This is a genomic window from Vibrio sp. Y10_XG_PY6, assembly GCF_024181795.1.
Classification (GTDB): domain Bacteria; phylum Pseudomonadota; class Gammaproteobacteria; order Enterobacterales; family Vibrionaceae; genus Vibrio; species Vibrio diabolicus.
Genome location: NZ_JAMZAQ010000001.1, coordinates 1,523,873 through 1,536,578 on the forward strand (window position 1 = coordinate 1,523,873; position 12,706 = coordinate 1,536,578).

General features: G+C 43.8%; 10 protein-coding genes. 4 read left to right on the forward strand and 6 right to left on the reverse strand.

The window, feature by feature from the left end; genetic code table 11:
• Positions 1 to 119: 119 nt before the first annotated feature.
• Positions 120 to 1,457: an MATE family efflux transporter gene (locus NL644_RS06525; RefSeq protein ID WP_145472762.1), complete on the forward strand. Its 1,338-nt coding sequence runs from the start codon at positions 120 to 122 to the stop codon at positions 1,455 to 1,457.
• A gap of 62 nt (positions 1,458 to 1,519) precedes the next feature.
• Here the strand turns inward: NL644_RS06525 and NL644_RS06530 are convergent, their stop codons facing one another.
• Positions 1,520 to 4,156 (reverse strand): ATP-binding protein, encoded by a 2,637-nt coding sequence (locus NL644_RS06530; protein WP_253658202.1) that lies wholly within the window; start codon positions 4,154 to 4,156, stop codon positions 1,520 to 1,522.
• A 615-nt stretch (positions 4,157 to 4,771) separates the two neighbouring features.
• Here NL644_RS06530 and NL644_RS06535 point away from each other — a divergent pair.
• Together NL644_RS06535 and NL644_RS06540 are read left to right on the forward strand one after the other, a co-directional pair.
• Positions 4,772 to 6,205 carry a glyceraldehyde-3-phosphate dehydrogenase gene (locus NL644_RS06535; RefSeq protein WP_006741169.1) on the forward strand — a complete coding sequence of 478 codons (1,434 nt, stop codon included), beginning with the start codon at positions 4,772 to 4,774 and terminating at the stop codon, positions 6,203 to 6,205.
• A 240-nt stretch (positions 6,206 to 6,445) separates the two neighbouring features.
• A complete protein-coding gene (locus NL644_RS06540) occupies positions 6,446 to 6,667 on the forward strand; it encodes a hypothetical protein (RefSeq protein ID WP_005397748.1) in 222 nt (73 codons plus the stop codon).
• A gap of 126 nt (positions 6,668 to 6,793) precedes the next feature.
• Here the strand turns inward: NL644_RS06540 and NL644_RS06545 are convergent, their stop codons facing one another.
• The 4 genes from NL644_RS06545 to NL644_RS06560 form a co-directional block, all read right to left on the reverse strand.
• On the reverse strand, positions 6,794 to 7,033 hold the full coding sequence (locus tag NL644_RS06545; RefSeq protein ID WP_237308774.1) for a hypothetical protein: 240 nt from the start codon (positions 7,031 to 7,033) through the stop codon (positions 6,794 to 6,796).
• 418 nt (positions 7,034 to 7,451) lie between these two features.
• Positions 7,452 to 8,066 (reverse strand): LysE family translocator, encoded by a 615-nt coding sequence (locus NL644_RS06550; protein WP_048624827.1) that lies wholly within the window; start codon positions 8,064 to 8,066, stop codon positions 7,452 to 7,454.
• 95 nt (positions 8,067 to 8,161) lie between these two features.
• Positions 8,162 to 9,076, reverse strand: a complete 915-nt coding sequence (locus tag NL644_RS06555) for a LysR family transcriptional regulator (protein ID WP_104972357.1) — start codon at positions 9,074 to 9,076, stop codon at positions 8,162 to 8,164.
• A 42-nt stretch (positions 9,077 to 9,118) separates the two neighbouring features.
• Entirely contained in the window at positions 9,119 to 9,574 is a 456-nt protein-coding gene (locus NL644_RS06560; protein WP_253658203.1) for an Lrp/AsnC family transcriptional regulator, read from the reverse strand.
• A gap of 327 nt (positions 9,575 to 9,901) precedes the next feature.
• Here NL644_RS06560 and yjeH point away from each other — a divergent pair, with 327 nt between their 5' ends.
• On the forward strand, positions 9,902 to 11,164 hold the full coding sequence (gene yjeH / locus NL644_RS06565) for an L-methionine/branched-chain amino acid transporter (RefSeq protein ID WP_114323370.1): 1,263 nt from the start codon (positions 9,902 to 9,904) through the stop codon (positions 11,162 to 11,164).
• Here the strand turns inward: yjeH and NL644_RS06570 are convergent, their stop codons facing one another.
• Positions 11,165 to 12,610 carry a PLP-dependent aminotransferase family protein gene (locus NL644_RS06570; RefSeq protein ID WP_114323371.1) on the reverse strand — a complete coding sequence of 482 codons (1,446 nt, stop codon included), beginning with the start codon at positions 12,608 to 12,610 and terminating at the stop codon, positions 11,165 to 11,167.
• Positions 12,611 to 12,706 lie beyond the last annotated feature (96 nt).

Here is a 12,706-nt window from a genome sequence, read left to right on the forward strand (position 1 = left end):
ACGTAAGCTAGATTTTTCAACCCCGAGTAAGGCTACCTTCCTCGGGGTTTATTTTTGTCTCTAAACTAAGCGCCGTGTACAATCAATCCAACTCTTATTCCTAACGCATTCAGCTTTCTATGTCCTCAACTACGACAAGTACACAACCAACACTTGCAAAACAATTATTTACGATGACTTGGCCAATGCTATTTGGCGTTCTATCTTTAATGAGCTTTCAGCTTGTAGATAGTGCGTTTATCGGTCAGCTCGGCGTTTTACCTTTGGCCGCTCAAGGTTTTACTCTTCCGTTGCAAATGGTCATTATCGGCATTCAAGTCGGTTTAGGTATCGCCACGACCGCTGTCATTTCTAAAGCGCTTGGTGCGAATGAAAGTCGTTATGCCAAACAGCTCGGTGGCTTAGTTTTGATGATTGGCTCAATCGGCGTAGCCGTTTTTGGAGGGCTAATTTGGCTTTTGCGCTACCCCATTTTATCTCTATTAAGTGCTCCAGAGTCTGTGATGCCGATTATCGACAGCTACTGGCCTTGGTGGCTGCTAAGTTCATGGACTGGCGCGGTTTTATATTTTTACTACAGTATTTGCCGAGCTAACGGCAACACCATGTTGCCTGGCACAATGATGATGGTGACCAGCGGTGTGAACCTTGTGCTCGATCCACTATTTATTTTCACGTTTGACTTGGGTATTAACGGAGCCGCAATAGCAACCATCGTTGCCTTTGGGTTTGGTATTTTAGTCGTCGCGCCTCGCGTAAAAAAGAATCACTGGGCAACAACGCAGTGGCAAGACCTCAACGTAACTAAAAGTGTTGCGTCTATCGGTAACATCATGGGACCTGCGATGATCAGCCAACTGCTGCCTCCGTTGTCGTCCATGTTAGCAACAAAGTTGTTGGCAAGCTTCGGGACCGCCGCAGTCGCCGCTTGGGCGCTCGGTTCACGCTACGAATTCTTTGCTATCGTTTCGGTGTTAGCGCTGACAATGTCTATGCCCCCAATGGTCGGGCGCTTACTTGGCGCAAAAAACTACCAAGATATCCAATCGCTAGTCAGTATTGCCGTAAAATTCATTCTGGGCTTTCAACTTTTGATCGCAGCCATTACGTTTGCCGTCGCAAACCCACTTGCACTACTGATGACCAGTGATGTTCAAGTAGAGCAAGTATTAGAAATGCATTTGCTGATTGTTCCTATCAGCTTAGGTTCACTAGGTGTATGTATGTTGATGGTTTCTCTTTGCAATGCATTAGGTAAGTCTTACACCGCGCTCACCATTTCAGCGCTACGCTTGTTTGTCTTTTTCCTTCCTTGCTTATGGGTTGGCGCTCAAATGGGAGGAATCCGAGGTCTACTTTTAGGCGCTTGTATCGGCAACATTCTGGCGGGCATTTCCGCTTACCTAACCTATCGACAAACCATACGTAAACTCGCTGGCGCTCAAGCAAACGCATGACAATGCATGGTTAAAATAAAGCCCCTTTGATTGGGGCTTTATCGTCTTGAAATGTTATCGATTTAGGCGAGTTTTAATTCATTGAAGAGCTCAAATAGCTGATTCGATTTATAAGGCTTAGGTAAATAAGCATCCATACCTGCAGCAAAACAGTTGTGAATGTCTTCTTCCAAAACACTCGCGGTGAGCGCAATAATGGTCGTTTTCTCACGCCCGGCTTTCTTTTCCCAACGACGAATTTCTTTCGTCGCGGTCAGTCCATCCATCACCGGCATCATACAATCCATTAAAATTGCATCGAATTCTTCTCCCTTTGTGATGGCTTCCAACGCTTCTTGTCCATTGCTTGTTATCAAATAGTCATATCCTGCTTTATCCAGAAAGAAACTCGCGATTTTCTGATTCATCAAGTTATCCTCCGCGATTAAGATCCTCCTGTGAGAGCGCGACGTTCGATATTCAGACTTTGGAATACCATTAGTGACAGCGTCACTTGAAATGTTTTTTTCTACCTTCGCTAAATCGTCAATGACATGCTTAAATCGATTGCCAAGAAAAGGCAATGTGAGCACAGCATGTACTCTTTCTGCATTATCGTAGGGAGTGGATAGATGATGCTGACAAATAATCACACGACGAAGATCATACTTGAGTGACAACTCATCTAAGGCTTCATCCGTATTGGAGTCGTCACTATGGCACAGAAATATGACATCAAAGTCATCGTTTATTGCTTTTACTTCATTAACATTATTCGCACCAAAGAGATTGATTTTCGCTAATCGACACTCTTTCAAAAGTTGATCAGCGTAATCGTAATTTGTGCAGATCAAGAGCCCCTTATTTATCACGTCCGAGCGCCAGCCAAACATCGGAATAACGTCAACCTCAATAGAGAATTCAAAGCATGTGCCCACTCCTTTGGTGGATGTCGCTATAAGCTGCCCTCCCATCATGGATACCAGTTGACGACAAATTGCCAATCCCAGTCCCGTTCCACCGAACTGCCTCGACACCCCTTCATCTTCCTGAGTAAAGGGTTCAAAAATCGTCGTTAACTTATCTTGTTCAATGCCTATCCCGGTATCTTCGACTTTAAACATCAGCGTTCCGCGCTCGTTCTCAGGTAACTCGTCATAACTGACATCAACACGTATATGACCGCTTTCGGTAAACTTGACCGCATTCGATACCAGATTCGTGATGACCTGCTTGATTCGATGATCATCAACCATCACTCGAGTTGGAATGTTTTCAGCTAAGTTAATCCCCAGCTCTAGCTGTTTAGATGTGGCTTTGGATTGAAATAAAACCATCGACTGGTACACCACCTCTCGGATATCGGCCTCGACTAACGACAACTCCAGTCGACCAGATTCGATTTTAGAAAGATCCAAAATATCGTTAAGCAAGGTAAGTAATGTTTGAGATGAAGAGTCAATGTCATCAACGACTTCTTGTTGATGGGAAGATAACTCGCTTTGAGAGAGTATCTCCGTCATGCCCATAATACCGTTTAGGGGGGTACGTATTTCATGCGACATGTTGGCAAGAAATACTGATTTAGCGCGATTAGCAGACACTGCTGACTCTTTAGCATGGAGTATTTCGTCTGTTTGTCTCTGCTTTTCTTCAACCACTCGATTCACTTGCTGAGCGAAAATCGTCAGTTCATCACTGCCATCGACTTTGACTTTCGTCTGTTTCTCTTCATCGTTGATCAGCGCCGTTAAGGTATGAATAATCGCATCTAGTTTGCTATTAACCCGAAACCAAGTGCCAAAACCAAGCCAGCAAAGCATGACGATAACCAAAATAACGCCAGAGGTAATCATCGCAATATTGGTCTTTTGTTCATGAACTTGTGTTAGGAGCGATTGCTCTGTTTGTTTCGTGAACTCATCAATGAGTACTTGCAAGCGTTGCACACGGAAATCGAGTTCTCTCAAATACGCTTCATAGTCACTACGTGACATGTCCCCTGACATTAATCGCCCACGAGATGCCAAATTTCTCTGATATCTGGGCGACGTAAACAAGCCTAGCAGTTTATCAACTTGATCGTATGACCCTCCTAAATTTAAAAACGCATCCAAATTTTGCTGCTGTCGATCAATAGCCTGAAAAAACAGACTCTGACTCAACCGACTCTTAGGATCTTGAACTAGGCGATGCGTCAACCAGGCTTCTTTCTGTGTCCAAAAAGACAGCTGAGCAAGGTAAGCAATAAAATTCTGCATTCGAATACCGTCCTCACTGCCATACCACTGATGATTTTGTAGCAAAGAGCGCGACATATTTTGAAGCAGTTGAAATGCCCAATCGCCAAGGTCATCCATCTCGTCCAACCTACCGGATAATACCGCTAGCATGGCCTCTTTCAGCTCATCAGCATATTCCGCGGTATTGGGGTTACTGACGAATTTTTGATGCATGGAAGAAATAACACCGTCTTGTTCTTCTATATTAAGTGCGGCTGATGCTTGAAGCGTAGGCTGGCGGCGTGCTTTCTCTATGGAGTATATAAAGTGAGAGGCTTGGGATATCAACTGGAAACCTTGGATATTGATTACCGTTTGATTGAGACGGCTTACGCGCAACGCATTGTCAGAAAACTGCTGAACTGCAAAAACCACTATCACCACCGTGGGTAATAGTGCGAGGAGTGCTAAGCGTGTTTTTATTGATAATCTCAACATCCATCAGCCCAATGGTTGATCTCATCCGATTATTTAATACTAGACTAGTTTCTAGCATTGAAAGGCATATACGACATGGTTACTTTAAAACAACATTCACCTACCAAAACCATGGTCATTCCGCTTATTTCGCCATCGGTCAATGAAATGGTAATTGTGACTCGAATCATACTTTTTGATCTTCAAGCTGAGTACAAACAGTGAAGTTTCACTCATACCTAAGATGCACATCACTTTTCATAAAATTCCAAACCATATGTTCACCTATTTCGTTGCCTTATCGAGGCAAATCACACAAAAATGCAAACGAATTCACAGTGACAACAAAACTAATTTGAAAACACACATTATCATCGCGAAAAAAGTGGATGACTTTTTAAATGTCAATACGTGAAAACCACCGCTTTAGTCACATTAATTCACCACTAACACGACCTTAACTAGTGTTTTACACTGGATTTAATTTTCCTAGCAGAATAAGGGCTCCGACCTTAGAATCCGCACACATAACTATTACAACCCGATTACATAACCCACCACACTCTTGCACGCTGCCGAAGAGGCAACAGCAGAGAGTATGGTTAGCCCCCAAAACGTGAAAGGTCTAATACAACAATGAGTCCAGAGAAATATCTCCAAGACTGGCAAACTAGCCAAACGATTGCTGAATCTATTTCCCCTCTAATTGGTAAGCTATATCGTCAAAAAGGAATCGAAGTGGTTCTGTTTGGTAAAACGCTTATCAATGCTACTACTATAGACATTCTCAAAACTCATCGCGTTGCAAGACGTTATACAGGCAGCCCACTCTCACTTGAGCACACGATGCCTATCATTCAAGCGCTATGTGAAATGAGCATTTCTTCGTGTCGTGTCGACGTTGGCCAATTGGCAACTAAGTACTGGAATGAGCATGACGATACTGCCTCTCTAAATGATTTCCTTATCACTGCACTTGATGGCGCACGCGATGCAGACTCTTCATTGAAAGCACGTGATGTAGTTCTTTACGGTTTTGGTCGCATTGGTCGACTACTAACTCGCCTTCTGATCGAGAAAAGTGGCCCAGGTTACCCACTACGACTGCGAGCGATTGTGGTTCGTGGCGGTAAAAAAGGCGATTTAGAGAAGCGTGCTAGCTTACTGCGTCGTGACTCAGTCCATGGTCAGTTCAACGGCAGCATCGTGATCGATGAGGAACGTAAAGCTCTGATCGTTAACGGTAACTACATCCAAATCATCTACGCAAACAATCCAAGCGAAGTGGACTACTCTGCTTACGGTATTAACAACGCGCTTGTTGTTGATAACACAGGTGTTTGGCGTGATTCTGAAGGCCTAAGCCAACACTTAGCGTGTCAAGGTGCAGAGAAAGTGCTGCTAACGGCACCAGGTAAAGGCGATATCAAAAACGTTGTATTCGGTGTAAATGAATCAGTTATTCAAGAAGATGACACCATCATCTCTGCAGCGAGCTGTACCACAAACGCAATCACGCCGGTTCTTAAAGCGCTGAATGATAAATATGGTGTCCTTTCTGGTCACATCGAAACCGTGCACTCATACACAAACGACCAAAACTTGATCGACAACTTCCACTCTGGTGACCGCCGTGGACGTAGTGCTTCTCTGAACATGGTTCTAACTTCAACTGGCGCAGCTAAAGCAGTAGCAAAAGCACTGCCAGAGCTAGCTGGTAAGCTAACAGGTAACGCAATTCGCGTACCGACACCAAACGTTTCGATGGCAGTCGCTAACCTAAACTTAGGTGAAGACGTAGACCGTGATTCACTGAACGATTACTTGCGTGAAATGGCGTTGAACTCTGAGCTTTCGGCACAGATTGACTACACCGATTCAACAGAAATTGTATCAACTGACTTAGTTGGTTCTCGCCATGCAGGCGTCGTGGATGGTCAAGCGACTATCGCACAAGACAAACGTTGCGTACTTTACATCTGGTACGACAACGAATTCGGTTACAGCTGCCAGGTTGTGCACTGTATGGAACAAATGATGGGTGTTCGTTACCAAACATTCCCTCGATAGGTGAACTTTGCTCCACAACGTTAACCACATAGCGTAACGGACAATATCTCATATTTGTTCTAAATAATAAGCGCGAAGCGCATTACTAATATTTTTCCCCGTTTATACGCCTGATCACCCTCAGGCGTTTTTTCATTTCGCTCATTTGACACTCTCCGGACAAAGTGAAGGCTATCATTCATGTTTTGTTCATGTTCACAGCATTAATCTGAACACATGAATTACAGAGAGGTCATGATTATGAATCGGATTATTGTTACCGCACTGGCACTGATTACGGGCTTTTTTACATTAGTATTTAGCTTGATCATTGCGATTCCGTTGACCATCGCAGCATTGATTACAGGCAAGCGTATTGAGAAGCGCGTGAAGAAAATGCAGAAAGAAATGCATGAAGAGTATGAATTCAATACTGGTAAAGCCGATGCTATCGAAGGTGAGTTCGAAGAGGTTCGCCGATAAGTAAATAGAATTTATATAAGTTTCTCTCCCCCGACTGCTCCTGAGAAACTTCTTGCTTTCACCCTGTCTTTACAATGGCAGGGTGCTTTTTTTGAAAAGCACAACCTCAAATAAGCAACTAGCGGCTTATTGTTTTATCTTTGTGTTGTGAGAGGCTGTGTAGCCAGCCTCCCACAAATCACCATCAACACCAGAGTATGGGTTAGATTCTTTCGGGGTCCCATTTTGGCAAGCTTCTCTGCCTTCTCTCTTTATTTCTTCTATGTGATTTAAAACGAAGTCAAAGTGCTGAGGATCAACCTTTTGTAGTAGCGCGTACAAAAGCCCAAAACCAAGCATCGTGAATACAAACAGTTCAAAAAACACCCATATGCTCTTTGTTGAAAGAAATATCCAAGCAACGCTGCAAACACTGGTCAAAATTACTACTAGAGCTAGATTTACTATTCTTTGCATATTGCTCTCTCACCTTCTAAACGGTCATGAAGTCTCTACCCCTTTCATAGGATAAGTAAGAGGAAAGTCCGTTTTACCCAATAAAGCATTCTCGACTTAATATGCGACACTGTTAGTATTAACGTTAAGTGGCTCTCGTTCTAATTATAACAGTGCGTTGGAAAGCTGCGCTTACTACAAATGATAATGTGAACCAAAGTAACACTATTGATAGTATTAACTTTAGCTGCATTTAGCGTCAAGATTACGTAAATTATATGAGGGTTTACTGAGAGCAGAAAAAGGCAGCCGTCCGGGCTGCCTTTAATATTTTGTTGTCTTTGCAAACTTATACGGTTACGACCACTCGAAGTGCCAATAGCATGAGAACAATCCCTGACAAACGATCAATTAACACTGCTTTAGAACGAATTCTGTCCACCACTTTAGAGCTTGATAACACTAGGGTGATAAAGGTATACCAAAGCCCGTCCACAACAAATGGTGTAGCAACAATGATCATTTGATTGCTCAAATCATTACCTAGCGCTACAAACTGACTGAATAATGCGATAAAAAACAAAGCAATTTTAGGACTTAAAATCGAGATAAAAAAACCTTCTCGAGCAGACTGGCTTACCGTTGTTTCCTCGCCTGACTCCAACTTCGCCGCCACACCGCCTTTCGAACGCAGCGCATTGAACCCTAAATATGCAAGATATGCCGCGCCTGCAAGGCTGATCGTCTTGAACAACATCGGGCTTTGCTGCAAAACAACAGCGAGGCCAATCAGCGTGATAAAGGCATAAACGCCAATTCCAAAAGCGTGTGCCCAAGCCGTTGCCAAACCATTGATGCGTCCACCAGCCAGGGCATGTTTTGCCACAATCGCTAGGCTAGGCCCAGGAGACATAGCACCGAGTAAACACACGGTAAAAAGTGATAACCAAACTGTTAGTGTCATAAGTAACCTCTCTCCATTTGAACTCAATCTATCAATTGAAGAGCTATAATTTGAAATCAAAGTTTCGCATAAAAGTCATGATTTAAAATCATAACCTAATGAATGGAGTATTCCGATATTTTCATCACCGCGTGGATTTGCTCTCGCACCCACTGATGAGCTGGATCATTGTCGTATTTAGGATGCCACATCAGCCAGTATTCATGGGTAGGTGTCTCAAAAGGAAGCGCTTTATGAACCAAAGGCCAGTGCTTGGCCAAATTATTTGCAATGTGCTCCGGAACTACCATCAAGTGGTCACTTGAGACCAAACGATTTACCGCCGCAGAGAAAAAAGGCACTTTAAAGGTAACATGACGCATCAGCCCCCTGTCTTTTAGTGCCATATCAGTACTTGAGTCTTTGTCTCCCCCACCCGTCACTTGAATATGCGAATGACTGATGAGGTCCTCTATAGAAATCGAAGCCTTACCAGCTAAAGGGTGAGACGCCTTCATCAAACAAACTGACTTATCAGAACCAATATTGATGCTAGATACACCTTCAGGCTGAGTGGGATACATAGAAGAAGCAAGGTGGATTCCTAACTCGTGAAGCTTATCGATAAAATCTAGTTGCCACAGTCGATACGCCAAATCCAATTGTGGTGCTTGTTCACCTAAGTGAGATGCAATATCGGGCAAAACGTATTGTGCCACGTAATCACTTGAGGCAATAACCAGCTCGCCTTGCCACAGTTGCGGCTCAAAAGGTTTGTCATCGAGTAAATGGTCAAACTCAGCCAGTAACGCATCAAGCTTTGATTTTAATGCTATTGCTCGCGGGGTTGGTATCAGCTGATTACCTTGACGAATAAGCAGTGGGTCACCACACAGATCGCGCAATTGTGCAAGCTGTCGGCTAACCGCAGACTGAGTAATGTGCAAACGTTCTGCAGTTCGGCTGACATGACACTCTTCTAAAAGTACATGCAAGGACCTAAGTAGATTCAAATTGATGTTGTTTAACATACCGGCTCAAGAAGGTTTAATAAATAATGGCACCCATGATGCTTATTTCACAAACTGGTTGCCACTCGTATTAAAGAACTCAGCTAAAACGGTATGAGTCATGAGGTGCCTTAGCTCTGGGTAACGTTGAATTTGATCTCTGATTTCGTTCAAACGAGTCATCGTAGGTACTTCGACAAAAACCATCATATCCGTTTCACCACTGATTGCATGGCACCATTTTACGCCATCGATTTTGTATAGTTCGTCGGCATATGATTCGCAATAATACGTGGATGTAGATTTATCGAACTTTAGAGCAAAATAAGCACAAATCGAGTCCCCGCCTGAAGAGGCAATTTCAGCGTGATACCCGAGAATCACTTTGTCATGTTCTAGCTTACGAATACGAGCCGTCACCGCAGAACGAGAAAGGTTCACTTTATCCGCAATTTCAGTCACCGACAGCCGAGCGTTGTGTCGGAGAAGATCCACAATCTTGTGATCAAACTTGTCCATATACTTACCAAGCTTTCCTTATTTTTCTCATTCTATACCGATTCTAACTGCATAAGAAACCAACATTTTGTTGGAAATATTTAAAACAACCGTCATATTGACGGTTCAGTAAATCATTTTGTTATTAAGATTTTGGATATGCTATTTGGTAAGCATGAGATGAGCACCGTTATCCATTCAAATAAAAGAGCGATAACGCATTGAAATCAAATACGCTTCTTATGCACTCAGCGCACTAGCGGGCTCATTAAACTCCAATAAATGAGATAATTAGAAGCCACAAGCGTTTTCGTCATAAGCCCTACAACATTGGATGAATCAATTAGCATGGAACAGCTCAAAAAAGACATTTCACTCACATCCGGTATCGCCCAACTATCCACAACATTAATGGGAACGGGTCTTTTTATGATACCAGCTATTGCAGCAGGCATAGCGGGTCATTTTTCACTATGGGCCTGGATTTTATTATTCATCGCCATTTGTCCTATTGCGCTGACTTTTGCCCAGCTAGGCAAGCGATATCCCAACGCGGGCGGAACCGCATTTTTTGTGCGTAAAGCATTTAACGCCAAGCTGGAAAGTAGTGTAGCTTGGCTATTTGTTAGTGTCATTCCGGTAGGGGTTCCGGCCGCGATTGCACTCGCCGCAGGCTTTCTACAGCAAATATTGCCAGAGCCTATTAGCAATAATCTGTTTGCACAAATTCTAACGGTATTACTTCTTGTGTTCGTCAACTTGATGGGCACTAAGTCATCAGGTCATTTACAAACTCTTATTGCTTTGAGTGTCTTTGCGCTCGTTGGCACATTTTTATGGAAAGGTGACGTTAACAGCGCCGATCTCGTGATGCCAGCTATCACACAAGAGTCAATTTGGCCTATTACCGCAGCGCTAGGCGTGATGTTCTGGTGTTTTGTTGGCATAGAGGCTTTTGCTCATATGGGGGAAGAATTCAAAAACCCTCAAAGAGACTTCCCTATTGCCATTATTGTCGGTTGTTTTGTAGCGGGAGCTACGTACTGGGCTTGCTCTGTTGTTATTTTAAAGTTTGGTGCATATGGTAATTCTCAATTCGATAATGCATCGATTCCATGGTTGAGTGCTCAACTACTTGGCGATGGGGCCAAATGGATAATCAGTTTGATCGGATTCTCCGCTTGTTTCGCGAGCGTTAACTTATACACACAAAGCCTAGCGCGAATGGTCTGGGCTCAAGCTCGGGAACATCGTCCTTACAGTCCACTAGCCAAGATTTCGCGTCGTGGTGTCCCTTTCTCAGCCACCTTATTAGTTGGCGGCGTACTGCTAATATCTTGCGTGATAGGAACGCTATCGCAGCTCGATCTGGAGTTTTTCCTAAAACTAGCAAATAGTGTATTCGTTTTGGTTTACATGTTGGCGATGTTAGCCGCTTATAAATTGCTTCGTGGGTTTGGTAAAGCGCTTGCGGGACTTTCTCTACTGCTTTGTACCGGTGTTTTTATATGTTTAGGCTGGTCAATGTTTTATGCACTTGGCATTTTCACTCTACTTTTACTGCCTTGGAAACAGTGGCGACATAAACGACAAACACGCGCAGTTGAATAGTCACTGCTTCCCATGTCGAAAAATTAGGGCTAAACGTTGGATACCAGCGTCTATGTTCTCTAACGCGATATTGCCATAACCAAGCACAGCACCATGCCAGTGACGTGCTTGGAAACCTGGATGTTCATAATAGCTCAAAGGTCGCAAGATGATCCCTTCATGTTCTGCCAGTTTTGTAAAACGCAGCTCATCCATACCGTTTTGCCATTTCAACGTAATATGAAGTCCCGCCGCTTGGCTAACGACGCAAACACTGTCGCCAAAATGCTGTTGAATGGATAAATGCACCTGTTCATGCTTGGTTTTATATAGTCGGCGCATTTTTCGGATATGGCGCAACAACCCACCCTCGGTAATAAAATCTGCCAACGCTTCTTGAGTGTGCATCGGTGAATCACCACTTAACGCATCTTTAACCACTAAGCATTGCTCTACTAAACGTTCAGGAACCACAAGGTAGCCAAGCCGCAATCCGTTAAACATCACTTTACTGAAGGAACCCACATACAACACACGATCATCTCGACCCATTTGAGCGGCTAGCCCCTGTAAGCTGGTGTAGGGACGATGAGCAAACTGAAATTCGCTGTCATAATCGTCCTCGATGATCCAACTTGATTGTTCGACCGCCCAGTTGATGATCTTTCCTCTTTGCTCGGTATTGAGTGTGGTCCCCATCGGATATTGATTACTTGGTGTGATATACAGCGCATCGGCATCGCTTGAGGTCACAGCTTCCACATCAAAACCTAATTTCTCTCTTACGAACAAAGGCTCAAATTGATAGTTTTGGAACTGAATCAACTTCCGCATTTGCGCGTAACCTGGTTGCTCCATCAGAACCTTATCACCTTGTTTTAGAGCTACCATCGTCGCGATTGACAACGCTTGCTGCGCCCCAGAGGTAATAATAATGCGCTCTGGGGAACAATTCACTGAACGACTTGATGCGAGGTAGTCAGCTAAAGCACAGCGCAATGCCCAACTACCCTGAATATCTTGATTCCCCAACAAGCAGGGGCGGGACATGTGGCGAGCAACTAGCTTTTGCCACTGTGCCATCGGGAAAGCGTCCAGATCCGGCACACCTGGTGCAAATGCAAGGTTGATATCAAAGTGAGTTTTCGGTGATGAGTCTCTCTGAACTGAATTAGGTTCAGGCAAGTACTGCTCCGGCAGTTCTACGGCAACATAAAAACCCGAACCTTTTTGGCTGTTCAAGTAACCTTCCGCCACTAACTGCTCGTAAGCAGAAATCACGGTATTCCTACTTAGATTAAGCGCTTGTGAAAGCTTCCGCGTAGAAGGCAACTTCCCATTCTTCACCCACAATCCTTGAACAATTTTCTTGCGAATAGCAAAAAACAACGCTTGCTGACGCGTTCCATCACTGTCTTTTAAATGCAGGTCACCGATATCAATCAAAGACAAACTGGATCCATCCATTAGTTAAAAGTGGCTCTCTTTAAGCTACCAGTTAAACGCTACATTGCAATCAAAGAATGAGGATCAATCGCTCGTAATCGTGAGCAAACAAGGAGA

Bases quoted from the DNA above. Each gene is read 5' to 3' on its own strand.
- NL644_RS06560 (WP_253658203.1), bottom strand. From the start codon at position 9,574: ATGGACAAGTTTGATCACAAGATTGTGGATCTTCTCCGACACAACGCT.
- NL644_RS06570 (WP_114323371.1), bottom strand. From the start codon at position 12,610: ATGGATGGATCCAGTTTGTCTTTGATTGATATCGGTGACCTGCATTTA.
- NL644_RS06550 (WP_048624827.1), bottom strand. From the start codon at position 8,066: ATGACACTAACAGTTTGGTTATCACTTTTTACCGTGTGTTTACTCGGT.
- NL644_RS06535 (WP_006741169.1), top strand. From the start codon at position 4,772: ATGAGTCCAGAGAAATATCTCCAAGACTGGCAAACTAGCCAAACGATT.
- NL644_RS06525 (WP_145472762.1), top strand. From the start codon at position 120: ATGTCCTCAACTACGACAAGTACACAACCAACACTTGCAAAACAATTA.
- yjeH (WP_114323370.1), top strand. From the start codon at position 9,902: ATGGAACAGCTCAAAAAAGACATTTCACTCACATCCGGTATCGCCCAA.
- NL644_RS06540 (WP_005397748.1), top strand. From the start codon at position 6,446: ATGAATCGGATTATTGTTACCGCACTGGCACTGATTACGGGCTTTTTT.
- NL644_RS06555 (WP_104972357.1), bottom strand. From the start codon at position 9,076: ATGTTAAACAACATCAATTTGAATCTACTTAGGTCCTTGCATGTACTT.
- NL644_RS06530 (WP_253658202.1), bottom strand. From the start codon at position 4,156: ATGTTGAGATTATCAATAAAAACACGCTTAGCACTCCTCGCACTATTA.